The organism is Ruegeria sp. BC1 (assembly GCF_056539305.1).
Genome location: NZ_JBQFUT010000001.1, coordinates 703,041 through 728,348, shown reverse-complemented (window position 1 = coordinate 728,348; position 25,308 = coordinate 703,041). Strand labels below are relative to the sequence as shown.

24 protein-coding genes are annotated in these 25,308 nt (G+C 57.2%); 7 read left to right on the top strand and 17 right to left on the bottom strand.

Annotated elements, in window-relative coordinates:
• Positions 1-64: 64 nt before the first annotated feature.
• Positions 65-1,114 (bottom strand): hypothetical protein, encoded by a 1,050-nt coding sequence (locus tag ACR0IY_RS03515; protein WP_480670455.1) that lies wholly within the window; start codon positions 1,112-1,114, stop codon positions 65-67.
• Between the two features lie 155 nt (positions 1,115-1,269).
• Between ACR0IY_RS03515 and ACR0IY_RS03510 the strand changes: the two genes are divergently transcribed.
• Positions 1,270-2,112 carry an ATP-binding protein gene (locus ACR0IY_RS03510; protein ID WP_480670454.1) on the top strand — a complete coding sequence of 281 codons (843 nt, stop codon included), beginning with the start codon at positions 1,270-1,272 and terminating at the stop codon, positions 2,110-2,112.
• Positions 2,113-2,170: 58 nt separating this feature from the next.
• Here ACR0IY_RS03510 and ACR0IY_RS03505 read toward each other — a convergent pair whose 3' ends face one another.
• The 11 genes from ACR0IY_RS03505 to alr all read right to left on the bottom strand — a co-directional run bounded on the left by ACR0IY_RS03505 (position 2,171) and on the right by alr (position 12,268).
• Positions 2,171-2,815, bottom strand: coding sequence for an SDR family NAD(P)-dependent oxidoreductase (locus ACR0IY_RS03505; RefSeq protein ID WP_480670453.1), 645 nt, complete (start codon positions 2,813-2,815; stop codon positions 2,171-2,173).
• A gap of 42 nt (positions 2,816-2,857) precedes the next feature.
• On the bottom strand, positions 2,858-3,106 hold the full coding sequence (locus ACR0IY_RS03500; protein WP_480670452.1) for a hypothetical protein: 249 nt from the start codon (positions 3,104-3,106) through the stop codon (positions 2,858-2,860).
• A gap of 265 nt (positions 3,107-3,371) precedes the next feature.
• Positions 3,372-4,895: an amidophosphoribosyltransferase gene (gene purF / locus ACR0IY_RS03495; protein ID WP_480670451.1), complete on the bottom strand. Its 1,524-nt coding sequence runs from the start codon at positions 4,893-4,895 to the stop codon at positions 3,372-3,374.
• 622 nt (positions 4,896-5,517) lie between these two features.
• Entirely contained in the window at positions 5,518-6,117 is a 600-nt protein-coding gene (locus tag ACR0IY_RS03490) for a CvpA family protein (protein WP_480670450.1), read from the bottom strand.
• Between the two features lie 41 nt (positions 6,118-6,158).
• Positions 6,159-7,520 carry a DNA repair protein RadA gene (gene radA, locus ACR0IY_RS03485; RefSeq protein ID WP_480671124.1) on the bottom strand — a complete coding sequence of 454 codons (1,362 nt, stop codon included), beginning with the start codon at positions 7,518-7,520 and terminating at the stop codon, positions 6,159-6,161.
• Positions 7,521-7,641: 121 nt separating this feature from the next.
• A complete protein-coding gene (locus ACR0IY_RS03480; protein WP_480670449.1) occupies positions 7,642-8,424 on the bottom strand; it encodes a DNA repair protein in 783 nt (260 codons plus the stop codon).
• Positions 8,425-8,579: 155 nt separating this feature from the next.
• Entirely contained in the window at positions 8,580-9,026 is a 447-nt protein-coding gene (locus ACR0IY_RS03475) for a paraquat-inducible protein A (protein ID WP_480670448.1), read from the bottom strand.
• Positions 9,027-9,038: 12 nt separating this feature from the next.
• The gene (locus ACR0IY_RS03470) at positions 9,039-9,689 is read right to left on the bottom strand and encodes a hypothetical protein (RefSeq protein ID WP_480670447.1); all 651 of its coding nucleotides are present in this window, start codon (positions 9,687-9,689) and stop codon (positions 9,039-9,041) included.
• A gap of 22 nt (positions 9,690-9,711) precedes the next feature.
• Entirely contained in the window at positions 9,712-10,458 is a 747-nt protein-coding gene (locus ACR0IY_RS03465) for an ABC transporter ATP-binding protein (RefSeq protein WP_480670446.1), read from the bottom strand.
• The gene (locus ACR0IY_RS03460) at positions 10,455-11,237 is read right to left on the bottom strand and encodes an MlaE family ABC transporter permease (RefSeq protein ID WP_480670445.1); all 783 of its coding nucleotides are present in this window, start codon (positions 11,235-11,237) and stop codon (positions 10,455-10,457) included. Before ACR0IY_RS03460 ends, ACR0IY_RS03465 begins: the two co-directional genes overlap by 4 nt.
• On the bottom strand, positions 11,234-12,268 hold the full coding sequence (alr, locus tag ACR0IY_RS03455) for an alanine racemase (protein WP_480670444.1): 1,035 nt from the start codon (positions 12,266-12,268) through the stop codon (positions 11,234-11,236). The genes ACR0IY_RS03460 and alr overlap by 4 nt, the downstream gene beginning before the upstream one ends.
• Positions 12,269-12,495: 227 nt before the next feature.
• On the opposite strand from alr, the gene ACR0IY_RS03450 reads away from it, so the two are divergent.
• Positions 12,496-13,032 (top strand): GNAT family N-acetyltransferase, encoded by a 537-nt coding sequence (locus ACR0IY_RS03450; protein WP_480670443.1) that lies wholly within the window; start codon positions 12,496-12,498, stop codon positions 13,030-13,032.
• Between the two features lies 1 nt (position 13,033).
• Here ACR0IY_RS03450 and ACR0IY_RS03445 read toward each other — a convergent pair whose 3' ends face one another.
• The 5 genes from ACR0IY_RS03445 to ACR0IY_RS03425 form a co-directional block, all read right to left on the bottom strand.
• Positions 13,034-14,524 (bottom strand): replicative DNA helicase, encoded by a 1,491-nt coding sequence (locus ACR0IY_RS03445; RefSeq protein ID WP_480670442.1) that lies wholly within the window; start codon positions 14,522-14,524, stop codon positions 13,034-13,036.
• A 235-nt stretch (positions 14,525-14,759) separates the two neighbouring features.
• Complete coding sequence (locus tag ACR0IY_RS03440) at positions 14,760-15,440, bottom strand: orotate phosphoribosyltransferase (protein ID WP_480670441.1); 681 nt, start codon at positions 15,438-15,440, stop codon at positions 14,760-14,762.
• A 309-nt stretch (positions 15,441-15,749) separates the two neighbouring features.
• Complete coding sequence (locus tag ACR0IY_RS03435; RefSeq protein WP_480670440.1) at positions 15,750-16,232, bottom strand: CinA family protein; 483 nt, start codon at positions 16,230-16,232, stop codon at positions 15,750-15,752.
• Positions 16,229-16,726: a phosphatidylglycerophosphatase A family protein gene (locus ACR0IY_RS03430; protein ID WP_480670439.1), complete on the bottom strand. Its 498-nt coding sequence runs from the start codon at positions 16,724-16,726 to the stop codon at positions 16,229-16,231. The genes ACR0IY_RS03435 and ACR0IY_RS03430 overlap by 4 nt, the downstream gene beginning before the upstream one ends.
• Positions 16,723-17,853, bottom strand: coding sequence for a bifunctional 2-C-methyl-D-erythritol 4-phosphate cytidylyltransferase/2-C-methyl-D-erythritol 2,4-cyclodiphosphate synthase (locus tag ACR0IY_RS03425; RefSeq protein WP_480670438.1), 1,131 nt, complete (start codon positions 17,851-17,853; stop codon positions 16,723-16,725). Before ACR0IY_RS03425 ends, ACR0IY_RS03430 begins: the two co-directional genes overlap by 4 nt.
• A 226-nt stretch (positions 17,854-18,079) precedes the next feature.
• On the opposite strand from ACR0IY_RS03425, the gene dusB reads away from it, so the two are divergent.
• The 5 genes from dusB (at position 18,080) to ntrX (ending at position 25,287) form a co-directional block, all read left to right on the top strand.
• A complete protein-coding gene (dusB, locus tag ACR0IY_RS03420) occupies positions 18,080-19,021 on the top strand; it encodes a tRNA dihydrouridine synthase DusB (RefSeq protein ID WP_480671122.1) in 942 nt (313 codons plus the stop codon).
• The gene (locus tag ACR0IY_RS03415; protein WP_480670437.1) at positions 19,018-20,085 is read left to right on the top strand and encodes a two-component system sensor histidine kinase NtrB; all 1,068 of its coding nucleotides are present in this window, start codon (positions 19,018-19,020) and stop codon (positions 20,083-20,085) included. The genes dusB and ACR0IY_RS03415 overlap by 4 nt, the downstream gene beginning before the upstream one ends.
• Positions 20,086-20,125: 40 nt before the next feature.
• A complete protein-coding gene (locus ACR0IY_RS03410) occupies positions 20,126-21,493 on the top strand; it encodes a response regulator (protein ID WP_480670436.1) in 1,368 nt (455 codons plus the stop codon).
• A 99-nt stretch (positions 21,494-21,592) separates the two neighbouring features.
• Positions 21,593-23,881 carry a sensor histidine kinase NtrY-like gene (locus ACR0IY_RS03405; protein WP_480670435.1) on the top strand — a complete coding sequence of 763 codons (2,289 nt, stop codon included), beginning with the start codon at positions 21,593-21,595 and terminating at the stop codon, positions 23,879-23,881.
• A complete protein-coding gene (gene ntrX / locus ACR0IY_RS03400) occupies positions 23,878-25,287 on the top strand; it encodes a nitrogen assimilation response regulator NtrX (RefSeq protein ID WP_480670434.1) in 1,410 nt (469 codons plus the stop codon). Before ACR0IY_RS03405 ends, ntrX begins: the two co-directional genes overlap by 4 nt.
• Positions 25,288-25,308: the final 21 nt, after the last annotated feature.

The following is a 25,308-nucleotide window of genomic DNA, read 5'->3' as shown; positions in this document are numbered from 1 at the left end:
TTGAATAATCGTGCTGGCATTGAATAGGAACACAAAGATCCCGCGCTATTAGGTAGCAAGCTTTTCAGCGCGGGGTCAGTTTTTCGAACGCCTTCCCACACGTCAGTACAAAAAAGAGCGACAAGGCGAGGTCGGTGTCGTCGGTGGGGTGTTCCAAAATTCCCTTTTCTTTCAGAGATTTATTAACACCGATCATCAACTGGGGATCAACTTTCATGAGGTAGGTCTCAAGATCTCCAGCGGGATCAAGCGCAATATCATAGGGCGTGTCCAGCAGGGCATTGATCTTGGAATAGTCGTCCCTATCAACGGCGCTGGCGAACATTCGGTGATCAAGAGGACGCGTTGAACCGCTTGCGTTGTTCAATGCGAAAATAAACTGGCCTCGTACCTCAGGAATATTGTGATATATGGCTTTGAAACCGTCGATCTGGTTCAGCCTGTAGATAGCCTGGGTTGTTGCCTCGGGCAGGGATTGATTTTCGATATTTCTGTTCTTTTTGACTAGGCCAACGTTCAGCCCAAGCCTATCGATAAACAGGGCAACGATATCGCCGCCAAACTGCGCCTTGTCTTCGTATCTATGAACCCGAACATTTTCAGTGCCGAACGCGTCACACAGGTTTTGATACTTGTCAGAGAGATGCCCCGAGATGCGCTTGGCGTTGATGGGCAATCCTCTCTTCAAGGACTGCTGTAACCAACTGGCAGTCCAACTCAGCGGGGACCGCACAAAGAACTGAACCTCAACGCGATCGCAATATTCGTTCAGCAAGGTAGCCATAGCACGAAGGGCTGTAGGTTCGAATGTTGACACGACTTCGCCGGATATCACGATACGTTCGCGATCCAGCTCAAGCTCGCGGCGCAGTTTGCGTTCCATTGCTTCACCCAAGGCCCGTAAGTACTTGTCTTTGGGGCTATCGGGCGCGGCAGCGTCCATATCAGCAGGCTGCCCGAAAACCATATTTAGCGGGATACTGTGGTTCGCATGGTCCAGATCTGCATAGCGCGACGTGCCATCATCATAGCCTTCCAGTGCCTTCTGGATTGCAGTTGTGCCTGTCTTGTGCACGCCCACATGTAAAATACATGTCTTTGGTTTTTTCTGCATAAGTTGCCGTCAAAAACTCCGCCGCAATGTCGCGGATACCGTAATGGTCTGGGTTGTTACCCAATCAAACAAGGATCGTAAAGCATTGGGGCGAGGCACCTTGAACACAAGGCAGGATCATGGTTTGGACTGGTTGGGTGCCTTGGGAGCGAAACATGGACATGAACTCGTTAATCCGCATTGCTGATGCGCTGGAACGTATGGCACCTGCGCCTCTGGCCGCCCCGGATTTCAAAGCGGCGCCTGCCTTTGTCTGGCATGTAGAACCGGACAGATTAGAGCCCGTCATTCAGGTCAATCGTGTCAATCTGGACCTTTTGGTAGGCATCAACCGTTCCCGCGACACGCTGCTGGACAATACACGGCGATTTGCAGATGGCTATAAGGCCAACAATGCACTGCTCTGGGGTGCGCGAGGTATGGGTAAGTCAAGCCTCGTCAAGGCTGTGCATGGCACCCTGCAGGCAGACCATCCGGACCTAAAGCTGGTGGAGCTTCAGCGAGAGGATATGGGCTCAGTCGCACGACTGCTGAACCACCTGCGGTCTGCTCCACACCGGTTCATCCTGTTCTGTGACGATCTGTCATTCAGCCACGATGACCAACACTATAAATCCCTCAAGGCGGTGCTGGACGGTGGCATTGAGGGGCGGCCCGAAAACGTGGTTTTTTACGCCACTTCAAATCGTCGGCACCTGATGCCGCGCGATATGATCGAAAACGAACGCTCCAGCGCGATCAATCCGTCTGAAGCGGTGGAAGAAAAGGTTTCGCTATCGGATCGCTTCGGCCTGTGGCTTGGTTTCCATCCCTGCGATCAGGATGAATACCTGGCCATGATCGACCGGTACTGCGGCGCGTATGGCGTTTCTGTGGACGCAGACACATTGCGCGCCGAAGCGATCGAGTGGCAGGCAACACGGGGTGCGCGTTCGGGGCGTGTGGCGTGGCAGTTCTTCGTCGATCTGGCCGGGCGACACGGTGTTCATATCGCCTGATCCGCCGGCTTCACATAGCAAAAATTCCCCTCCGGAGGCATGGCCGAAGGGGCCATCTTTACAACAAAGACAGTATCCGCGCGGCTTCATTCGCCGGGCTGGTCAAAGCATCCCTGTTTTCACCCGGATGAAACCGCGCCCGTACTGCGGTTGGCATCGGTGCGGGTTCGATAATCGAAACACGCGGGCCGGTGCGTTCCGTCTCGATTGCCCAGCTGCGGGCCAGTGCCATCTGTGCAGCTTTGGTCGCACCATAAATGCCATAGAATTTTTGACCGGCTTTGGGGTCGTCGAAAAATACCGCGTGGCCGGTTTCACCGAGCAAAGGTGCGATATAGGGAATTAGGACGGACGTCGCGGTGGCATTGGTGCTGACAGCCTTTGTCCATTCCTTCGGGTCGACGAAATGCGCGGGCGTCAGGGCAGAGGTGTGGATCGCGGTGTGCAGCCACAGGTCCACTTTGCCCCAGCGGTCATGGATGCCCCGGCAAAGGGTTGCCATGGCGTTCGGATCCGCAATATCCATTGGTGCCAGTGTGGCCGCGCCGCCTTTGGCCTGAATGCGGTCGTCCAATTCTTCCAGGCCGCCGGTTGTGCGCGCCACGGCGACGATGTGGTATTCGGGTGCCAGCGCCTCGGCCAGAGCTGCGCCCAACCCGCGTGAAGCGCCCGTGATAAGGGCAATTTTGGTCTGATCGGTCATGACAGGGGTTTGAACCCCTGTGCGCGGGGCGTCAAGACAGGATTAGTTGCCGGGTATGGTGATCCGCTTTGTCTGGCCGCTTTGTCGCAGCATTACACCTTCGGCATCAATGGCAACAACGGTGCCGGAAGATACTCGGCTACCTAGCTTGACTTCTTTCACCCGGCCGGACGACATACGCATCAGGGCACGCATTTCAGCCTTGGGGCCAAAGACACCAAGCACGGAAACAGTATTCTTTTTTAGCGCGCCCTTTTGCGTGGCCGCACTTTTGACGGTTGCATTCGACATGAAGAACGGCCTGGCCGCAGCGACCCGACCCCTTGTTTTGAGTGGTTGTCACGCAGCGCGCTATCAAATCGAAACGTCGAGCAAAAGGTCGACCTGTGGTCGCAGGTCGGGCAGGGCAGCACGACCTCGGCGAAGTCCTTGCGATTACATTTTCTTCATCGAAGGGTTGTGCGCGGATATCCACCGACCTGAAAAACCAGAGGGTAAGAAAAGACCCGCTTCACGTCAGTGAAACGGGTCTAAACAGATTGATTCGGGATTTCCGTTACCCTGATGCCAGTTTGGCGGCGTTCCACGAGCCGCCGGGAACCTGCATATCTTCTCGTTTTTTGCTGACCCGGCTGCTGTTTTCCAGACTGTCCAGATAGTCGTCGCTGACGCTGCCAGTGATGTAGTTGCCGTCAAAGCAGGAACAATCAAATGCCTCGATCTCGGGGTTGCCTTCCTTGGCGGACCAGATCAGGTCGTCGAGTTTCTGGTAGAACAACGCGTCGGCACCCAGTTCCTGCCGGATTTCTTCGATTTCTTTACCGTTGGCGATCAGCTCATGCTTGGTAGGCATGTCGATGCCGTAAACGTTGGGGAACTTCACCGGCGGCGAGGCGCTGGCGATGTACACCTTTTTGGCCCCGGCTTCGCGGCACATTTGCACGATCTTCTTGATCGTGTTGCCGCGCACAATCGAGTCATCGATCAGCAGTACATTGTGTCCTTTGAATTCCAGTGGCACTGCGTTCAGCTTGCGGCGCACGGATTTTTGCCGCTCTTCCTGACCCGGCATGATGAAGGTCCGGCCAACATAGCGGTTTTTCACCAGACCCTCGCGGTAGGGAATCCCTGTGGCCTTTGCGACCTCAAGCGCCACTGGGCGAGCGCTGTCGGGCACCGGGATGATCCGGTCGATCTCAAGACCTGCCGCCTCGATCTGGCGGGCCAGCGTCTGGCCCATACGCATCTGGGTCTTGTAGACTGAGACGCCATCCAGCAACGAATCCGGACGGGCCAGGTAAACGTATTCAAAGATACAAGGTGTCAGCTGACCTTCGACCGCCTGAAAGCTGTGCATATTGCCATCCAGATCGATCAGGATCGCCTCACCGGGTTTGACATCGCGCAGCTTTTCAAAGCCGTTGATGCCAAAGGCTACATCTTCCGAAGCAAAGGCATAATCATCGCCCGTGCCATCTACGTCACGCTTGGCAACGGACAGTGGGCGAATGCCATAGGGATCGCGGAAGGCCAGCATGCCCACACCTGCAACCAGACAGATGACGGAATAGGCACCCTGTATGCGTTCCATCGTCATCTTCACGCCAGCAAAGATGTTGCGAATGGGTTCGGCGTTTCCGTTGACCTTGATTGCGTCGGCCACTTTGTCTGCCAGCACGTTCAGCAGGATTTCTGAATCCGAAGTAGTGCGCAGGTGGCGGCTGTACTTTGCAGTGACCTTTTCACGCTGTTCAGCGGTGTTGGTGATGTTGCCGTTATGGACAAGGTAGATACCGTAAGGCGCGTTCACAAAGAAGGGCTGTGCTTCGGCTGCGCTGAGCGAGCCCGCGGTGGGATAGCGAACGTGGCCCATGCCGATCTTGCCCAGCAAGGTTTCGGCGTCACTTGCGTTGAATACGTCCTTGACCAGTCCGTTGGCCTTCTTCTCGCGGAAATACTCGCCGTTATAGGTGACGATGCCCGAGGCGTCCTGCCCCCGGTGCTGCAACATCAGCAGCCCGTCATAGATTTCCGCAAAGACATCATGCGTCCGGCTTGCGATCCCCAAAATCCCACACATGTACGGGCTCCAATTTCTATGACGTTATGATGTTGGTTTGCACGGTCTGTCGGAGCGTTCGCGCAACTGTGTCGGCATGTGCGGCCGGGTGTTCATACGCGCGGGTTTTGCCGGAGCAAGCGCGAAAGAAAACAGGTACAGCAAGGTCGGTGGCTCCGATTCCATGTCAGTCGGCACCCACATAATGCTTTACGCGGCCTGTGTCATCAAAGGATCACAATTGAAATTTCCAGCCGGTGGATTTTGCGAAACACGGTATCTCAAGGTGACATGATCGCGGGCTTATGCTGTCATGCCAAGCGTAAAGAGTTGATCCCGGAACCGGATGTAATTTGGAAGCCAGCCATGTGGGAACACAAGCAAGGTCAAAAAAAGGAAGAACCTGTAAAGCGCCGCTGCCATCGCTGCCGAGGCATGGGGCGCGCGCCGTGCCAGATTTGTAATGGGAAAGGCGAGGTTCTCAAAAGCCGGGATATCCACGGCAAACCCATCTTCGGTCGATGCGAGGGATGTTTCGGCGTTAAGAATATCAGATGCACGATTTGCGGGGGCGAGGGGTTTATCTGACCTCAGTATTCACGCATCTGATGAAAAAATGCCCGGTCAGAGCCGGGCATTTACTTTATTCGGTGGTGGTTGGGGCTGTCGGTTCTTCTGAAGGTTCAGACCCTGCGGTGCAGCTGGCCACTAGCTCTTCGTACTGCTGGGTGACCCAACCCAGGGCCTGTTCAGGGTTCTGTTCCTCGATCCGGTCGCTGAACTGCTCGAACACTTTGGCCGATCGGCTTTCGTCCACGATGGTGTAGGACTGACCGGTCATCACCGTGTCATAAACAAAGAAGGCAATGGCAACCAAAAGGATGCCGCGTGCGATCCCGAAAAAGAACCCCAGTGCCTGATCCAGCCCGCCAATCGCCGAGCGCTGTACGATCGACGAAAACAGCGGTGTAAAGATGCTGACCACGATTAGCGCGATGGCAAAGACGGCTGCAAAGCCAGTGATGACCGACAATTCGCAGCTGTCGCGCAGGAAATCTCCGACTACCGGAATCTCTTTCACCAGCGGAACCGCTTGAGGTGCAAAGATGAACGCCAGAACGGCGGCGGCAACCCAGCCTGCGATGGCTAGAACCTCGCGTAAAAAGCCACGCGAATAGGCCAGAAGACCCGACACGACGATGATCAGGGCGACAACCCCGTCAATAATTGTAAAACCTTCCATGGCCCTCGCCCGTAATTTTTTCTGCCCCTCAAGGCGTTATCTTAACCTGCTCCGAAGGTTTCGCCAACAAACCCCACCAAATCAGAGGGTCGGGTGAGTGTCAGACCTGCCACAGTGCCGGTTTTGCCGCCCGCCGGGGCGATTGCCGATGTGAAACCAAGTTTTTGCGCCTCTTTCAACCTATTTTCGGTTTGCGGGGCCGGTCTAAGTGCCCCGGATAACGAGATTTCTCCGAAAACGACGGTGTCGGCGGGCAGGGCGGTATCTTCGCGTGCGCTCAGCAGTGCGGCCGCCACGGCCAGGTCGGCGGCGGGTTCGCTGACTTTTAACCCTCCGGCCACGTTCAAATAGACATCGAGCCCTGCAAAGGGGATACCGCAGCGCGCTTCAAGCACGGCGAGGATCATGGCCAGACGCCCGCTGTCCCAACCGACGACGGTGCGACGGGGTTGGGAATGCGGGGATGGGGCAACCAGCGCCTGCAGTTCTACCAGAACAGGTCGGGTGCCTTCGATGCCCGCAAAAACTGCTGATCCGGGGCTTGGCGTGCCGCGCTCCGACAGAAACAGGGCCGAGGGGTTGGTAACCTGCGCCAAACCTTTGCCGGTCATCTCGAACACGCCGATCTCATCCGCTGGGCCAAAGCGGTTTTTCACCGCACGCAGGATGCGGAACTGATGGCCACGCTCGCCCTCGAAATAGAGGACGGTGTCCACCATGTGTTCGACCACGCGGGGGCCTGCGATCTGCCCTTCCTTGGTGACGTGGCCGACCATGATGATTGATACGCCATGACGTTTGGCAAATGTAGTCAGTTCATGGGCGGCAGATCGGACCTGAGAGACCGAACCCGGCGCGCTGTCCACATTGTCGGCCCACATGGTCTGGATCGAGTCGATGATGGCAAGGCCCGGCTTTTCAGCCTCAAGCGTTGTCAGGATGTTGCGAAGATTGGTTTCCGCGGCCAGTTGGACAGGAGCGTCTTCCAACCCCAGCCGACGGGCCCGCATACGTACCTGCGCGCTGGCTTCTTCGCCCGAGACATAGATGGTTTTCACGCCCGCCCGGGAAAACCGTGCTGCGGCCTGAAGCAGAAGGGTGGATTTTCCGATACCGGGATCACCGCCAACTAGCAGGGCAGAGGCGGGGACAAGACCTCCGCCCAAGACGCGATCCAGTTCTTCAACCCCGCACAGTGTGCGGGGCGGGGGTGTTTCCTCGGTGGACAGATCCGTGAGTGCGATGGACTGGCCGCGCTTTCCACCGAGGGACTTCTTGGCTGGGCCAGCAGAAAGGGGGACGTCCTGCGAGATTGTATTCCACTCACCGCAGCCGTCGCAACGCCCGGACCAGCGCGAATGAGACGCGCCGCAAGCCGAGCAGGAAAAAGTTGTCTTTGCCATGCGGCCCTTGGTGCCCGAGGATGGGCGGTTCTTCAAGCCCTTGCGGGCCATCATCTCCGCCGGTGGGACGCCGCGATCTCAGGCCCCAGGGGGCCATCGTCCGCGGCGGGCGCTTGCGCGCTTACTCTGCCGCGCGGGGCGGTGGCATTGCGATGACTCTGGATTTCTTGGGTGTGCCTTCACTGGGTGCCGATTGCAGTTGCGCCGACAATTCTGGCAACAGCTCGAACAGTTCATCTCGCAAACGGGTGAGTTGCGATTTGGCAATGGATTCCTCCATTTCAATGTCCTGAGTCCATTGACGCAATTCGTGCTGGATTGTCTGGGCTTCCTCGATGCGCTGTTGGAACTGCTCGATTTCTTCCTGACGCTGTTGCAGGAACGTCCGGGCGCGCGAGACTTTGGCATCGCCATAGGTGTCTGCAAGTTCCTGACTGATCTGGCTCATCTGAGCGGCCAGTTCCAGGATCTCGGGTTCAAGAGACTGCAGGTCAGGGTGCTGCCGCAAGAAGGCCATGCGCTCTTTAACTGCGTCAAACTCGGACGACATAGTGAACAGATCGCTGCGGTCGGCGGCGTGGGCCATCTGATAGGCCGCAGAGATGTCATGCATGTTCAGTGAGAATTTACGGTGACTGTTCTCAAGCGCCATCATCCTGGCATTTGCGGGCAGGTAAAAGGCCAGCATAAGAATCAGCACGGTCAGGCCAATCTGGATGTACATACCGGCATCAATAACCGCAGCAGAACCGAATCCGGCCTGCATGGACAGCCAGGGCAGCACGCCCAAAGCGGATAATATCGTCGCGGAAACTGCGGCCAGAGCCGCGGCGCAGATCATTAAAAAAGTCAGTCTTAAAAAGGCATTCTGAAATTGCAATGTAATGTTATGGAGGGCAGTCATGATCGACGAACTCCTTCTGGAACCGGTACATACCGGGCCCAAGCGGGGAACATCCAAAACACACAGATTGATCCGCTACGGACCCGAAAACTACAAATTTTTACTGCTCGAAATATAATGATGATACTCAGATGAGCGTTTTCAATCAATTACATCTAAGTATTTCGTGATCTGCGTGTCATTTCGGTAATGTGACCCAACGCGATCGAGGCCAGAATGCAGGCCGTGAACAGGTACAGACCCCATGCGGTTTCGATGGTGGCGTAGGAAATTCCCTTTGCCAGCGTGATATATAGCGCGATCAGAAAGATGTCGGCCATGGCCAGTTTTCCGAGGATATTGAGCGCGGGTTGGACGCGGGCATCCAGCAGATCCCATTGGATCAGGGCGGTGCCGATGGTTTTGATGTAGGGCGCAAACAGGGCGAAGATGGTGACGATCAGCGCCAGGAAGACGTCGGATTTCCACAGGGATTGCAGGCCGGTGATGACGCTGATTTCGCTTAGGCCGAAGATCGGGAGGAGTCCCGCACGCATCAGGGGGGCGAACCAAGCGATGGGGTAGAGGATCAGGAGGGAGAGGGTGGCGAGGCGGAGGGTCATTCCTTTAGTTTTTTAACAATCGGGTTTTGGTAGAGACTTTGGTGGCGCTGGTAACTGTAAAGGTTCCTCACGTTTGCTGTTAAAAACATTAGCGATGCGTTCAAACGCGTCTACAAAGGGCTTCGCTTTACTGCCAAATTTACCAACCGCGTCTCCAACTTCAACAAGACCTGCCAAAGCTTTATCCATATCACTTTGGACTTTGTGAATTTCTGATTGAAGCAATTCCAACCGTGATAAAAGTCGACCCTTGTGAAGTTCGTCCAGCAAAGTAGATGCCCTGATCTTTTTTCTAGTTTCGTTAATCAGTTCTTGGATTGTTTCGATGTCGCTTTCGTCAAGTTTGACTAACGAACCGCTTCTTTCCTTTTCTACGCGGTACTTCGTTGCAAAAGCGCGATATTGTGCTCGAAAACTGTTGTATCTGGCTAGAAGTGACTTAATGGAAGTTAAGTCATCTTTAATCTCTCTTGGCAGGGAAAGTGGGCAAGCGGTGTATGATGAAAGTGCAGATAACTCGGAAAATAGATCTATTGCATCCCCAACAAGAGTGACTTTCAGACTTTCAAGTCCTTCATAGTTGGAAGAAATCAAGTTGGGTTTTAGATCATCAAGACGCTTTATGCAGCTTTCAATTGCATTAAGTATTTCGTCATCCGTCATTTAATTTTCCTTTCGCCTAATTTCACCGCACCGCCTCAATCGGCCCTACGGCACTGCCGCTGATGAACTGCTCCACATAGGGATCACCCGAGGCGTCCATCTGGCTGACCGGGCCGGTCCACTGGATGACGCCTCCGTGCAGCATTGCCACGTTGTCGGCAATCGCGCGGACGGAGCTCATGTCGTGTGTGATGGTCATCGCGGTGGCGCCCATCTCGGTTACGATCTCGCGGATCAGGTCGTTGATGACGCCGGACATGATCGGGTCCAACCCCGTGGTGGGCTCGTCGAAGAAAATAATCTCGGGCTCGGCGGCGATAGCGCGGGCGAGGCCTACGCGTTTTTGCATGCCGCCCGACAGTTCCGATGGAAAGCGGTCGGCCACGTCGGATTTCAGACCCACGCGGCGCAGTTTCTCGATAGCGATTTCGCGGGCGTATTCCGGCGGACGTTTAAGCGGGCCGCGCAGCAGGCGGAAGGCGACGTTCTGCCAGACAGGCAGAGAGTCAAACAGCGCTGCGCCCTGAAACAGCATACCAAACCGGGCCAGAAACTTGTCACGGTCGCCTTTGGTGGCGTCGCGGTCATCGACGTAAATCATGCCGCTGTCGGGTTTGATCAGGCCCAGCACGCATTTCAGCGCCACGGATTTCCCGGTGCCCGAGCCGCCGATGATGACCATCGAAGTGCCCTTGGGAATCTCAAGGTTCATGCCTTGAAGGACGCGATTGTCGCCAAAGGCCTTATGTACGTTCTCCATTCGGATCATAGCGAGAAGAACACCCCTGTCAGAATGAAGTTGGCGGCCAGAATCATGATGGCGGCGGATTCGACCGAGGACTTGGTGGCCCGGCCCACGCCCTGCGCACCGCGGCCCGAGTTCATGCCGTAGTAACAGCCCATAAGGGCCGCGATCAGGCCAAAGACTGCCCCTTTGACCAGCGACGACACGATATCGCGGGCTTCTAGGAAGTTGACCGTGTTTTGCAGGTAGGTCGCCGCGTTGAAGCCCAAGTTTTGGGTGGCAACGACATAACCGCCTGCAATACCGATGATATCCCCGATACCCACCAGGAGCGGTACAGTGATCAGGGCGGCCAGAACGCGCGGGACGGTCAGGTATTTCATCGGATGGGTCGACAAAGTGACCAGCGCGTCGATCTGCTCGGTCACTTTCATCGTGGCTATCTCGGCCGCAATCGAGGAGGTGACGCGGGCGGCGATCATCAGGCCGACCAGCACGGGGCCGAGCTCTCGTACCATACCGATGGCAACGATCTGCGGAACAACCGCCTCAGCGTTGAAGCGCGCGCCGCCGGCGTAGATTTGCAGAGCCAGCGCGCCGCCGGTGAATATCGCTGTCAGGCCAACCACGGGCAATGAGAGCCAGCCGATGTTCATCAGCGAAACAGCAAATTCACGCGGGTAATAGGGCGGGCGGAACACGTGAGAGATCGCGTCGATCGAAAACAGTGCGACCTTGCCGAATGTGGCAAACAGTGCCATGACCGCGCGGCCCAAGCTGCCAAGCACTGAGAAAACACTCATTCCACGTAGCCCCGAGAAAAACGCGCGCCAAGCGATGTGAGGATTTCATATCCGATGGTACCTGCCGCCTCGGCCAGATCATCAACGGTTTGGTGGCCGTTCAAAATGCGCAGACGCTCAGGGTCGTAAGGCAGGTCGGTGACGTCGACTGTGATCAAATCCATCGAGATGCGACCAACAACGGGGCAGGGCTGATCACCGGCGAAAGTGTCTATCCCGCCACCAATTGCGCGATGCAGACCGTCCGCATAACCGGCGGCTACGGTTGCAATGCGTGATGGGCGCCGGGCAATCCAGCTGTTGCCGTAGCCGACGGATTCTCCGACCGCGACGGGGCGCACTTGAACGACGGGCAAGTCCACCGTAACCACCGGCTTGGCGTCGGCAAAAGGCATTCCGCCATACAGGCCAACACCGGGGCGGCAGAAGTCAAAGTGGAACTCGGGGCCAATCAACGTCCCGCCGGTGGCCGCCAGAGATCGGGGCGCGGTGACGCCGTCTGTCATTTCACGGAAGGTCTTTAGCTGCTGTTGATTCATGGGATGGTCGGGTTCATCGCCGCAGGCCAGGTGTGACATATAAACGACCGGGTTCAACGCTTCGGCCCTAGGACGCAGCTCGGCCCAGTCGGCGGGCTCCAGCCCCAAACGGTTCATGCCACTGTCCAGCTGAATACCGAACGGCCGATCTGGCAAGGCCTGTTCATGACGCAAAAATTGCTCGGGCGAGTTGATGAGCGGCGTCAGGTCATGAGTGCGCAGCAAATCGGTGTCACCCTCCATATGCCCTGAGAACACTGCAATCATGGGATCGGGGCCTACGGCCTCGCGTACGGCAACGCCTTCTTCGGCTACGGCCACAAAGAACTTGCGAACGCCTTCTTCGGCCAAGGCTGCGGTAACCGGCCCGGCTCCAAGGCCATAAGCGTCGGCTTTGACCACGGCGCCGGTCTCGACATCCGTTTTCGCGTCGAGCGCCCGCCAGTTGCTGGCCAGCGCGTGAAGATTGATCGTCAAACGTGCGGTACTCATGGTGCTGTTCATGACATTGGATCGCGGCAGGTCAAGGGGGTACGCGCCAATTCTTGCGTGGATTTAGGCCTTCTTGCGCGGCTTGTGGCCGGTATCGCAACATATTGGCGGAAAAAGCGGATTGGATAGCCAGCGACATCTCGTCATTGTGTTCGCACAGTGATCATTTGCCGGTATTCGAGAGGTATCGTTGCCTGGGATCACGGCGTAGCCACAAGGGAGTGCAGATGCTGGAATTGACCGTCGACTACAAGGCCCGCGCGCCCGAATTGCCTGAACTGTTCAGGAGTGTGTTTACGGAGTCAGAAGGGGAAAAAGAAGGGAGCGCGGTTGGATCTCTGGTCGGGGATCTTTTGAAAACACCCGAACGCGATTTGCGCGCTGTTTTGGCGTTGGATGGCGGTGCACTGCTGGGGTGCATCCTGTTTTCCCGTTTGCGTTTTGATCAGGATGTGCGTCAGGTGTTCCTTATGTCACCCGTGGCGGTACGGACAGACCGTCAAAAGGCGGGTGCTGGGCAAAGGATGATTCGTTTTGGCTTGAACGAGTTGCGCGGGCAGGGTGTTGATTTCGTGGTGACTTATGGTGATCCAGCTTACTACAGAAAAACCGGGTTTCATCCGATCACCGAGACGTTTGCCCAAGCGCCCATGCCGCTGAGCATGCCGCACGGATGGTTGGGCCAATCCCTTAGTGGCAATGATGAACCGTTTGCTGGCCCGTCCCGCTGTGTAAGCGCATTTGACAGGCCTGAGTTGTGGTAGGTCAGTAGCTTTCGATCTGGCCGTCTTGCTGCCAGGGTTTGACCAGATTACCAAAGCGGGTGAATTGCGCTTCGAACGACAGTTCGACGGTGCCGATGGGGCCGTGGCGCTGCTTGCCTACGATAACCTCGGCCTTCCCGTGCAGACGTTCCATCGCCTGTTTCCACTCTTCCATCTTTTCCAGTTCGTGATCGCCGGGCTTTTCACGTTCCTTGTAATATTCTTCGCGGAACACGAACATCACCACATCGGCATCCTGCTCGATCGAGCCCGATTCCCGCAGGTCAGACAGTTGCGGGCGCTTGTCGTCGCGACTTTCGACCTGACGCGACAGCTGAGACAGCGCGATCACCGGGATGTTCAGTTCCTTGGCGATGGCCTTCATACCCATCGAAATCTCGGCAATCTCGTTGACGCGGTTGTCGGCCATGCCACGACATAGCTGCAAGTAGTCGATCACAAGCAGGTCCAGCCCGTGTGTCCGCTTCAACCGCCGCGCGCGGGCGGCCAGCTGCGAGATTGGCAGGGCTGGGGTGTCGTCGATGAACAGCGGGCAGGCCTCTAATTCCTTTGCCGCGTCTACAAACCGGCGGAATTCGGATTCCGTCATATCACCCTGACGAATCTTGTGGCTGGAAATCTCGGATGCCTCGGCCAGAACCCGGCCCGCGAGTTGTTCGGCGCTCATCTCAAGCGAGAAGAACCCGACCACACCGCCATCAATCGCGCCTTCGGTGCCATCGGGCTTGGTGCCGCGTTTGTACGCTTTGGCCACGTTGAACGCCACGTTTGTCGCCAACGAGGTTTTACCCATCGACGGACGTCCCGCCAGAATGATCAGGTCAGACGGGTGCAAACCGCCCAACTGTTTGTCCAGGTCGGCCAGACCGGTGGAAATACCCGCCATGCCGCCACCACGCTGATATGCTTCGTTGGTGACATTAACGGCTTCTGTGACCGCCTTGAGGAAGGATTGAAATCCCTGTTCGGTCTGGCCCTGCTCGGAAAGTTGATAGAGTTGTTGCTCGGCCTCTACGATCTGTTCTTTTGGTTCGCTGCTGACGTCGACCCGCGCCGCTTTGTCCGAGATGTCCCGGCCCAGCCGGATCAGCTCGCGCCGAATAGCTAGGTCATAGATCATCTGGGCGTAGTCATGCACCGCAAAGGCGCTGATCGAGGCCCCGGCCAGTTTGACCAGATAGGCCGGACCGCCCAGTTCCTTCAGGCCTTCGTCTTCGGCCATGAAGGATTTCAGCGTTACAGGCGAGGCCAGCGCATTCTTGGCGATGCGATTGGCTGCGACCTCGTAGATGCGGGCATGGACCGGATCATAGAAATGCTCGGCCCCGATGATCGAGGCCACCCGGTCGTACAGATCGTTATTGGTGAGGATCGCACCCAAAAGCTGTTGTTCAGCTTCGATGGAGTGCGGCATGGTTTCGGCGTTCTGAATCTGCGCCGCTGCCTGCTCGATACTGCTTATCTCGTTCATTTTGTCCCCGCTGCCCTGCGGCAGTTCTAATCAATCAGACCCCGCTTGGGCCATCTGTAAATGTCTGAAGATAAGTCGCGTATAACTTGGCTTCAGCTTGGGATAACTTTGGACAACTCTGCCAAAAAACGCCGCTCCACGCAACATTTTGCGTGCGTGATGAAGGTGGCCACTAGATGCAAGAGGTCTGGGGGCGATTCTGGTCAGAGTTACCCCCAGCTTATACACAGGCGGTTTATGAAGTTTTGTTGGCTTCCTGCCACGCGCGGGGGTCGTTCAGGAAAGCCTCGACACCGCTAAGGGTTTCTTCGTCAAAGGCCTTTTGCGCCTTCGCTTCTGCCAGTACGTCCCACCAGGTGCAAAGGTGATGCAGCTGCACACCGTGGTCACCCAGTGTTTTTTCAGTCTCGGGGAAGATGCCGTAATAGAAAATCACCGCCGTATGTCCACAGGTCGCGCCGGTTTCACGGATCGCATCCACAAAGGACAATTTCGAACCACCATCGGTAGTCAGGTCTTCGACCAGCAGAACGCGCTCGCCCTCGGACATTGCGCCCTCGATCCGTGCGTTACGGCCATAGCCTTTGGGCTTTTTACGCACATAGGTCATGGGCAGGGCCATCCGTTCAGCGACCATGGCGGCGAAGGGGATACCAGCTGTCTCACCACCAGCGATATTGTCGAACGCTTCAAAGCCTGCGTCGCGCATCACGGTGACAGTAAGAAAATCCATCAGGGTCGCGCGGATACGCGGATACGAGATCAGCTTGCGGCAGTCGATATAGGTCGGGCTGGGCAGGCCACTGGCCAGTGTGAACGGTTCGCGTGCATTGAAATGCACGGCCTTGATCTCCAGCAGCATCCGCGCGGTCAGGCGGGCAATTTCGGTGCTGTCGGGGAACGAACTGGGGATCATGACACGGCCTCGGTAGGTAAATTGACGTTGTGGGCTGATAGCCCGCCTGCGCCCCCGGTGTCGAGAGGGGATTGTCCAAAAGAAAAGCGGACCTGTAAGAGGTCCGCTTTTGCCCTTGCGGGCATGCGCAGCCAAGGTGGGCTTAGCTGCTCATATCGCATGTCTTGGACCTCGAGATCGAGCCCGTGCATCTCGGCGTCAGCGTCTACGCGAAGCGTTGTGCTCAGCGCAACCGTCTTGATCAACACAATTATGACAACTGACGAAAAAAACCCACTGTAACCAGCCCGCATAACGGACCGAGCCACCCTATGTTTGAGCGAGGATGAAAAGGCCGTTTGAAAGCATAGTCAGCGCATGGTCCCGAGCAACCTTACGAACGTTGTCGCGGCCAAGCGCGCCGAATTCTACGGTTTCTGTCGCGGTCGGCACGCCTTTGGCGGCCAGACCAAAGCAAACCCGCCCCTCGGGCTTGAATTCGGACCCACCTGGGCCTGCGATGCCGGTTACTGAAACTGCAAGATGCGCGTCTGAATTCAGCAGCGCACCTTCGGCCATTTCGCGCGCGACCTCTTCGGAAACGGCGCCATGTGTCTGCAACGTACCCGCGCCAACGCCAAGCATCTGCTGCTTAGCGGTGTTGGTATAGGTGACGAAACCCCTATCAACCACGGCAGAGCTGCCGGGAATATCGGTCAGTGCAGCCGCGACCAAGCCCCCAGTGCAGCTTTCGGCTGTCGCGATCATCACCCCCTGCGCTTTTGCGCGGTCGAGTAAGTCAGAGACGGTCATAGGCCGAGAACTCCATGAGAAATGCCTGCAAGGATCAGCACGCCGATCCCGGCAAGGACGCCTGCAATCACGTCATCCAGCATCACACCCATCGAGTCATTGCGCCGGTCGGCCCAGCCAACAGGGCCGGGCTTTGTGATGTCGAACAGACGGAACAGGACGAACCCGGCGATCCAGCCGGGCCACAACGCCGTGATCTCGATCCCGTGCGCCCACGAAGGATAAGAGATGGCCCACAGAGCAATGAATTGTCCGGCGACTTCGTCGATGACGATCTCTGACGGGTCGTGATTATCCTTGCCCTCAGTCATCACGCGGGTAGCCCAGAGGCCGCTCAGGAATACGGCGACTGTGGCGATGACCAGTAACGGAAAGCCGCCCACTGTATGCAGAACCCAAGCCAGGGGCAGGGCGGCCAGTGATCCCCACGTTCCGGGAGCCGGGCGCAGGTAGCCGACGCCACAGACGGTTCCGATCAGACGCGCGGCTGTCATGATTTCACCAGGCAAGCTGTGGCGACCGAGGCAATCCCTTCACTGCGACCGGTAAAGCCCAGTCGTTCCGACGTAGTTGCCTTGACCGAGACCTGATCGGTGCGCAGGTCCATGATCCGCGCCATCTCATCCCGCATGGTGGCTGCGTGCGGGCCGATCTTGGGATATTCGCAGACAAGCGTGCAGTCGACGTTCGAAATCCGGTAACCCATCTGTGCGGCCAAATCGACTGCGTGGCGCAGGAAGATCTCGCTGGCCGCCCCCTTCCACTGCGGGTCCGAGGGCGGGAAATGTTGGCCGATATCGCCCTGAGCCAACGCACCATAGATGGCGTCGGTGACAGCGTGCATGCCTACGTCCGCATCCGAATGCCCTTGCAGGCCGCGATCATGCGGCAGCTTCACGCCACACAGGATCACGTGATCTCCGTCGCCAAACCGATGCACGTCGTACCCGTTGCCCAGCCTTACATCCATGTTCTTTCCCAATATGCGTTCTGCCCGGGCAAAGTCCTCGGGTCTTGTGATTTTGATATTGTCCGCATCGCCCGGCACCATCGCCACTTCAATCCCTGCGGCGCGGGCGACCTCTACGTCATCGGCGGCCCCCCCTGGATGGGAGGCATGGGCTGCGACGATCGCGTCATAGCGAAAGCCCTGCGGAGTCTGCGCTGCGAACAGGCCGGTTCGGTCCTGCGTTCCGGTTACGACGGTACCATCTCCCGTCCAAAGCGCATCGGTAACCGGTAAACCCGGCGCGGCGGCCTTATGAGTTTCCAGCGCGGCCAGCACTTTTTGAATGGTATGCTGGCTGACACAGGGGCGCGCAACGTCGTGAATTAGAACCTGTTGGATTTCGAGCCCGGCAAGGGCCGCAAGCCCGTTGCGCACAGAGCTCGCCCGGTCGCTGCCGCCCTTGGTCAGGATCAGGGCCGTGTCGTCAAATTCAGCCCAGGCGTCGCGATCATCTGGGGATAGCACGAGTACGATATGGTCGGCCTCACCCTGGAACCGGTCAATCGTCCAGTCCGAGACCCGACGTTTAGCCAATGGGCGCCACTGCTTTGGCACTCCCCCGCCAGCACGTAACCCACGTCCTGCGGCGACGATTATTGCAGCTGTGGTCATGGGGGCGTGTTCTCCGGTGGTTCGAGACTTTGTTTAGGGCGCGGTGAATGCAGAGGCAATCACCTGCGTAAACATGCCTAAAAAATGGGCAAGTGATGATTTTGCAGGCTTGTTTGCCGCTGATTTGTTGTTCATATGCGCTGAATTCGATATCAAACCCGCAACTGCCCAAGGATTAAGCACGTTGACTCTGCCACTCGCTGACAAAGACCAAAACCCGCCTGTCATGCTGGCACCGATGGCCGGAATCACCGACCGGCCATTCCGCGATCTGGTAATGCGCTTTGGCGCAGGCATGGTCGTGAGCGAGATGGTCGCCAGCCAGGAGATGGTGCAGGCCAAGCCCGGTGTGCGGGAACGTGCGGAATTATCTGCCAATGTCGAAAATACAGCCGTTCAACTTGCAGGACGTGAAGCGTATTGGATGGCCGAAGCTGCCCGGCAAGTCGCAGACCGCGGTGCGCGAGTCATCGACATCAACATGGGATGCCCGGCCAAAAAGGTGACGAACGGCTATTCCGGCTCAGCTCTGTTGAAAACCCCGGATCACGCGCTGACGCTGATCGAAGCGGTGGTCGAGGCCGTCGATGTTCCGGTGACCCTGAAAACCCGGTTGGGGTGGGATGACAGCCTGTTGAATGCACCTGACGTGGCGCGACGGGCGCAGGATGCGGGCATCTGTATGGTCACGATCCACGGGCGCACACGCTGTCAGTTCTACAAAGGCAACGCTGATTGGCGGGCAATCCGGGCGGTCAAAGAGGCTGTGTCGATCCCGGTCATCGCGAACGGTGACATCGTTGACACGCACGCCGCACGCAAAGCGCTGGATCAGTCCGGTGCGGATGGGGTCATGGTCGGGCGCGGGGCACAGGGCAAGCCGTGGCTGCTGGCACAGATTTGCCACGACTTGTACGGCTCAAGCGCACCCGAGATTCCCCAAGGCGACGATCTGACTGCGATGGTTCGCGATCACTACCAGACCATGCTGGAGTTCTACGGAACTGATCTGGGTTTACGCGTCGCTCGCAAACATCTGGGTTGGTATATGGATGAGGCCGGTACACCTGCTGGATTGCGTCGCGCCGTTCTGACCTCTCGCGATACCGAAGAAGTGCTGCGCCTGTTGGGGGATGCGCTGACCCGCGATACGGAAGTGGCGGCATGACCTCGGATCAGAGCATTTGGGCCTCGCTTCCGGTCCCGGCCTTCATCATCGATGCCGAGGATCGTATTTCAGACGTCAACTCGGCTGGCGAAGGGTTCTTGAATGCCTCGCACAAGGCCGTTGTCGGGCAGCCGGTCTGGGATCAGATTGCCGTGGATGCGCCGTTGGAAGAGGCGTTTTTACGCGCCCGCGAGCAGGGGACACCGTTGTTCGTGAATGACGTGGATGCTGGTTCAGGTAACCGCGCACCGCTGCAATGTGCGCTGCAGATCGCTCCGTTGATCGGGCACCCGGGGTCGATGATCATGACCATTTCCCCGCGCGAGTTGGCAGGGCGAATGACGCGTGGCAACACAGTTAAATCGGCAGCACAGTCAGCAATCGGCATGGCCGAGATGCTGGCGCATGAGATTAAAAACCCCTTGGCGGGGATCACCGGTGCCGCGCAGCTGCTAAGCATGAATATCCCGCAGCAAGACCTTGAGTTAACTGACCTTATTGTGGCTGAAAGCCGCCGTATCGTGAAGCTGTTGGAACAGGTCGAGCAGTTCGGAAACCTGTCGCAGCCGGATTTCAGGCCGGTCAACATTCACGATGTTCTGGATCGCGCTCGGCGCTCGGCACTGTTGGGTTTTGGTGCGAATATGAACATCGTCGAAGACTACGATCCCTCGCTGCCGCTGGCCTTTGGCGACCCGGATCAGTTTCTTCAGGTGGTGCTGAACCTGCTCAAGAACGCCTCGGAGGCCGCCGGTCCCAAAGGCGGAACGATCCGACTGAGGACCTATTTCGAACATTCCTTCCGCTTGCGCCGCAGTGACGGGTCGGGCCATTCCATGCCGCTTCAGATCGAGATCATCGATGATGGACCCGGCCTGCCTGAAAAAATTCGCAGTGAAATTTTCGACCCGTTTGTATCTGGCAGGGAAAACGGCACAGGGCTTGGGCTGGCGCTGGTCAGCAAGATTATCTCGGACCATGACGGTTGGATTTCCGCCGACTCGGTGCCGGGTCGCACAGTGTTCCGCATTTCGCTGCGTCGAGCGCCGAGTGAAACAAAATAAGACAACAGGGCCGGGACAAGAATTGTAAGGAGAGCACCCGATGGATGGCACAGTACTGGTCGCAGATGACGACCGCACGATCCGCACCGTTCTGACACAGGCCCTGACACGGGCCGGGTGCAAAGTGCATGCTACTTCCTCGCTGACGACGTTGATGCGCTGGGTTGGCGAGGGCAAGGGGGACGTGGTGATCTCGGACGTGGTCATGCCGGATGGCAACGGGCTGGAGATGCTGCCGAAGATTGCCGAAGATCGTCCCGGTTTGCCCGTTATCGTAATCTCAGCCCAGAACACGATTATGACAGCGATTCAGGCCGCCGAGGCGGACGCTTACGACTATTTGCCCAAACCTTTCGATCTGCCCGATCTGATGAAACGAACCGCACGCGCGCTGGAACAGAAACAACGCGTGCAGACCGAAGCAGTTGATGTATCTGAGGGTCGGCCAGAAGAGCTGCCACTGGTTGGGCGAACATCGGTGATGCAGGCCCTGTATCGCTTGGTGGCGCGGGTAATGAACACCGATATTTCTGTGATGATCTCTGGTGAAAGTGGGACTGGCAAATCATTGATTGCAAGGGCTATTCATGATTTCTCGGATCGCCGTACCTTGCCCTTTGTGACAGTTGCCGCTGCGGAATTGCGTGATCTTGAGGGGCCTGCGCGCGTCATGGCACGGGTGCGGGGCGGGACGCTGCTCATTGATGAAATTACCGATATTGATGATGAATTGCAGGCCCGTCTTGTGCGCATGATGGACGCGCCCGGCGATCATGTGCCCCGCTTTATGGCCACCAGCCAATCCGACCTGACTGAGGCAATGGAAAGCGGCCAGGTGCGGCAGGACCTGTATTACCGCCTGTGCGGCGCGACGGTGCATGTACCGTCGCTGCGCGAGAGGGTAGATGACATAGGCTTGCTAGCCGATCACTTTTTAGCGCGCGAGGAGCGTGAGCAAGGCACAAAACGCTGGCTTAGCCCCGAGGCTGTGGAACTGGTTCGCCGTTATTCCTGGCCGGGCAACGTGCGACAATTGGAAAACGCCATCCGCCGTCTGAGCCTTACCAGCCGTGCAGATGAAATTACCCGCGCCGAGGTGGAAATGGTATTGGGCAGTCAGCCAGAGGCTGAACCGGTTCTGGGCGATGGTGAACGTGAAAAATTGTCGGCCTCGGTCGCGCGTCATTTGCGCCGGTATTTCGATTTGCACGGCAACATGTTGCCGCCTCCGGGCCTGTATCAACGTATCCTGCGCGAGGTCGAAGCACCCTTGATAGAACAGGCGCTGGATGCAACCGGCGGAAATCAGGCAAAATGTGCGGATCTTCTGGGAATTAACCGAAATACGTTGCGCAAAAAGATTACAGACCTCGATATTCAGGTGACACGACGCCGTAAACTGATGTAATATCGCCACACAAACCGTGGCATCCGGGTTCGCCCCCGGCAAGGACCACGACATATGGCGGTACGTCGCGCAAGCGACACATCAGAATGAGGGCAGACGGTGGCAACCCGAGCACAGAGCGGGCCGATTCCAGCGATCAATCGGTGGCGGAAATCCCGAAAACTGCGCAATTTCGGTACTTTGGGGCTGGTTCTTCTAGGCCCTGTGCTGGCTTTGGCCACCTACCTTGTCATCGGTCCATTTGATCTGGGAACAACCGCACCTACGCTGCGCCTAATCCTTCTTGCAGACCTTGTCTATGTACTGGTGGTCGCCGCGCTTGTGTTGGGGCAAGTGGGCAATCTGATCGCGGCCCGTCGCGCAAAATCAGCGGGATCCCGATTGCACCTGCGACTGATCGGAGCCTTCACGTTGTTAGCGTTGGTGCCAACCGTAACGGTGGCGATCTTTGCAGGCTTGACGGTGAATATTGGTCTTGAGGGATGGTTCTCGGATCGTGTGCGGCAGGTGGTGGGGTCGTCTCTGACGGCAGCCGAAGCCTATGAGCAGGAACACCGCGAAGGACTGACGCAGGACGCGATCGTATTGGCTAGGTTTCTGGACAATGCGCGGTCAGTGGACTTTTTCATCTCAGACGCAGAGCTGCGCGAGGTTCTGGCGCAAGGGCAGGGCCAGATTCAGCGCGGGCTGCGAGAGGCTTATGTCATTGACGGAAGTGGTGAAATTAAGTCTCGGGGCGATCAATCCTATCTATTCAATTACGAAGCCCCAACACCGGAGCAGATTATTGAGGCGTCAGATACAGGATTGTTGATCATCGCCGATTGGCAAAACAGCGAGTTCCGGGCGCTGGTGCCGTTGAGGGCGTATCTGGACAGGTATCTTTATGTCAGCCGAGAGGTGGATGGTCAGCTACTCACCCTGTTGGATGACACAAAGGAAACGGCGCAGTTTTACCAGCAATTGGAAAGCGAACGGGGCCGGGTGCTTTTTGAATTCGGTCTGTTGTACCTGGGCTTTGCGGTGATTCTAATTTTGGCCGCCATGTCTTTAGGCATGTGGTTCGCCGAACGCCTATCTCGTCCTGTAGGCCGGCTTACAACCGCAGCGCAGCGCGTGGGGGCCGGGGATCTGAGCGTACAGGTGATAGAAGAGGCCAGCGATGACGAAATCGCAATGTTAGGCCGCTATTTCAACCAGATGACCCGGCAACTTAAAGGGCAGCGAGACACTCTTCTTGAGAACACTCGACAGATTGAGCGTCGCAGACGCCTATTCGATTCGGTGCTCAGCTCGGTGACGTCGGGTGTAGTAGGTGTGGACCCAGATGGGTGTGTGACATTCGTAAACCGCTCGGCCGAACGCTTACTGGACTGGTCCCATGTCGAGGGCCAACTCGCGATTGGGATCGCAGTACCCGAATTCTTGCCGCTGTTCGAAAGCCTGAAGGACAGCGGGCAAGAAGCAGTTCAGGGTGAAATCAAAGTCACCCGTAAGGGGCAATTGGAGATTCTGCTGGTTCGAATGGCAACGCGTCGCGGTGAGGATGGCGGCCTGGAAGGTTATGTTGTTGCCTTTGATGACGTGACCGACCTTGTCAGCGCGCAGCGCATGGCAGCTTGGGGCGATGTTGCCCGACGGATTGCGCATGAGATTAAGAACCCGCTAACCCCAATCCAGCTGAGCGCCGAACGGATCAAGCGGAAATTCTCGCGCAAGCTGGATGAAGAGGATTGTGACAGCCTCGAATCCATGACTGATGTGATCGTGCGGCAGACCAATGATCTGCGGCGGATTGTAGATGAGTTTTCGAAATTTGCACGGATGCCGGAGCCCGACCGACGCGAGGAAAACATCGTTGGATTGGTCCGCGAGGCGGTTCTGTTACAGCAGGCCGGTCAGCCGGATGTTCAGATTGACGCCACTCTGCCGGATCATCCAATCATGGCGGATGTGGATGCAACAATGCTGAATCAGGCGTTGACCAACCTGATCAAGAACGCGGGCGAGGCCATTGAAACGCTGAAACAAAAAGGCCCACCCGATAACCTGAAACCACAGATCAAAGTGGACGTTACAAGCGATGATGCGGGTACCATCATCACCATCGCGGATAACGGCATCGGCCTGCCCGAGGATCGGGCACGATTGTTCGAGCCGTACGTGACGACACGGGACGAGGGCACCGGGCTTGGCTTGCCCATCGTCAAGAAGATAATCGAAGAACACGGCGGGGCGCTTACTCTGGAAGATGCGCCTCTATTCGACGGACAGGACCATTTTGGCGCAATGGCCGTGATCCGGATGCCGAAGGGGAACTTGGCCCCGACCTCAGCGCCACAAAAGCAGGCAATTCATACTATCAAACTGAAAGCAGGCCAAAGATGAGTGACATTCTGATCGTAGATGACGAGCGCGATATTCGCGAACTGGTGTCCGACATTCTGGAGGACGAAGGCTATTCAACCCGGCTGGCTGGCAACTCGGATGAGTGCATGGCCGAGATCAATTCCGAACCGCCGGGGCTGTTGATTTTGGATATATGGCTGAAGGACAGCCGCATGGACGGGATCGACATCCTCAAAGCGGTCAAGCGCGACAACCCTGACGTGCCGGTGGTGATCATTTCCGGCCACGGCAATATTGAAATCGCGGTGGCGGCAATCAAGCAGGGGGCGTATGACTTTATCGAAAAGCCCTTTAATATAGACCAGTTGATGGTGGTTATCCGCCGCGCGATGGAGACCTCTCGATTGCGCCGCGAGAACGCCTCGCTGAAGCGCAAGGAAGTCACCAATTCGGATATGATTGGCAAATCCGCGGCGTTCCGTGCCATGCAGAGCCAGCTAGACAAAGTCACCAAATCCAACGGTCGCATAATGCTGAGCGGTCCGGCCGGGTCCGGCAAGGAAATTGCCGCGCGTTACATTCACGCGCATTCCAACCGTGCCAACGCTCCATTTGTGACAGTAAACTGCGCCGGGATCGAGCCTGAGCGGGTCGAAGAAGTGCTTTTTGGTCGCGAAACCTCGGAACGCGGGATTGAATCCGGTTTGCTTGAAGAAGCGCATGGCGGTGTAGTGTATTTTGACGAGGTGGCAGATATGCCATTGGGCACGCAGTCCAAGATCCTGCGAGTGCTGGTTGATCAACAGTTCCAGCGCGTCGGCGGTTCGGACAAAGTGCGGGTCGATTTGCGGGTGATTTCCTCGACAAACCGGGATTTGGAAGAGGAAATCGCGGCCGATCGCTTCCGCGAAGAGTTGTACCACCGTCTGAATGTGGTGCCGATTGCGGTGCCATCGCTTGAGGAACGGCGCGAGGACATCCCAGTTCTGGCAGAGCATTTCATTGAGATGTGTAATGAAACGCAAGGCCTTACGGTGCGCGAAATCTCGGAAGAGGCGGTGGCTCTTCTGCAGACGATGACCTGGCCTGGCAATGTGCGTCAGCTAAAAAACCTGATTGAGCGTGTCCTGATTTTGGGCGACGGATCGGGTCCGATCGAGGCAAAAGAACTGCCTGCCGAAGAAGAAAAATCCGACGAAACAGGCCGTGTGGTCTTGTCCGGTGCGCTGGCGACGTTGCCGCTGCGCGAGGCGCGTGAAGCGTTTGAGCGGGAATATCTGCTGACCCAGATCAACCGGTTTGGCGGTAACATCAGTCGCACCGCCAGCTTTGTCGGGATGGAGCGCAGCGCGTTGCATCGCAAGCTGAAGTCGCTGGGAGTTGTCACCTCGAACAAATCCGGCGCGCGGGTGGCGCAACTGGACGAACCGGAACCGGCGGAATAATCCGCCGGGCCTTTACCCGGC

Coding starts and splice junctions, on each gene's coding strand:
- ACR0IY_RS03480 (WP_480670449.1), bottom strand. CDS start 8,424: ATGACTGCCCTCCATAACATTACATTGCAATTTCAGAATGCCTTTTTA.
- ACR0IY_RS03500 (WP_480670452.1), bottom strand. CDS start 3,106: ATGTCGAATGCAACCGTCAAAAGTGCGGCCACGCAAAAGGGCGCGCTA.
- ACR0IY_RS03460 (WP_480670445.1), bottom strand. CDS start 11,237: ATGAGTGTTTTCTCAGTGCTTGGCAGCTTGGGCCGCGCGGTCATGGCA.
- ACR0IY_RS03510 (WP_480670454.1), top strand. CDS start 1,270: ATGGACATGAACTCGTTAATCCGCATTGCTGATGCGCTGGAACGTATG.
- ACR0IY_RS03415 (WP_480670437.1), top strand. CDS start 19,018: ATGACCTCGGATCAGAGCATTTGGGCCTCGCTTCCGGTCCCGGCCTTC.
- ACR0IY_RS03445 (WP_480670442.1), bottom strand. CDS start 14,524: ATGAACGAGATAAGCAGTATCGAGCAGGCAGCGGCGCAGATTCAGAAC.
- ACR0IY_RS03505 (WP_480670453.1), bottom strand. CDS start 2,815: ATGACCGATCAGACCAAAATTGCCCTTATCACGGGCGCTTCACGCGGG.
- ACR0IY_RS03475 (WP_480670448.1), bottom strand. CDS start 9,026: ATGACCCTCCGCCTCGCCACCCTCTCCCTCCTGATCCTCTACCCCATC.
- ACR0IY_RS03450 (WP_480670443.1), top strand. CDS start 12,496: ATGCTGGAATTGACCGTCGACTACAAGGCCCGCGCGCCCGAATTGCCT.
- ntrX (WP_480670434.1), top strand. CDS start 23,878: ATGAGTGACATTCTGATCGTAGATGACGAGCGCGATATTCGCGAACTG.
- ACR0IY_RS03435 (WP_480670440.1), bottom strand. CDS start 16,232: ATGACCGTCTCTGACTTACTCGACCGCGCAAAAGCGCAGGGGGTGATG.
- alr (WP_480670444.1), bottom strand. CDS start 12,268: ATGAGTACCGCACGTTTGACGATCAATCTTCACGCGCTGGCCAGCAAC.
- dusB (WP_480671122.1), top strand. CDS start 18,080: ATGCTGGCACCGATGGCCGGAATCACCGACCGGCCATTCCGCGATCTG.
- ACR0IY_RS03465 (WP_480670446.1), bottom strand. CDS start 10,458: ATGATCCGAATGGAGAACGTACATAAGGCCTTTGGCGACAATCGCGTC.
- ACR0IY_RS03515 (WP_480670455.1), bottom strand. CDS start 1,114: ATGCAGAAAAAACCAAAGACATGTATTTTACATGTGGGCGTGCACAAG.
- radA (WP_480671124.1), bottom strand. CDS start 7,520: ATGGCAAAGACAACTTTTTCCTGCTCGGCTTGCGGCGCGTCTCATTCG.
- purF (WP_480670451.1), bottom strand. CDS start 4,895: ATGTGTGGGATTTTGGGGATCGCAAGCCGGACGCATGATGTCTTTGCG.
- ACR0IY_RS03410 (WP_480670436.1), top strand. CDS start 20,126: ATGGATGGCACAGTACTGGTCGCAGATGACGACCGCACGATCCGCACC.
- ACR0IY_RS03440 (WP_480670441.1), bottom strand. CDS start 15,440: ATGATCCCCAGTTCGTTCCCCGACAGCACCGAAATTGCCCGCCTGACC.
- ACR0IY_RS03430 (WP_480670439.1), bottom strand. CDS start 16,726: ATGACAGCCGCGCGTCTGATCGGAACCGTCTGTGGCGTCGGCTACCTG.
- ACR0IY_RS03490 (WP_480670450.1), bottom strand. CDS start 6,117: ATGGAAGGTTTTACAATTATTGACGGGGTTGTCGCCCTGATCATCGTC.
- ACR0IY_RS03425 (WP_480670438.1), bottom strand. CDS start 17,853: ATGACCACAGCTGCAATAATCGTCGCCGCAGGACGTGGGTTACGTGCT.
- ACR0IY_RS03470 (WP_480670447.1), bottom strand. CDS start 9,689: ATGACGGATGACGAAATACTTAATGCAATTGAAAGCTGCATAAAGCGT.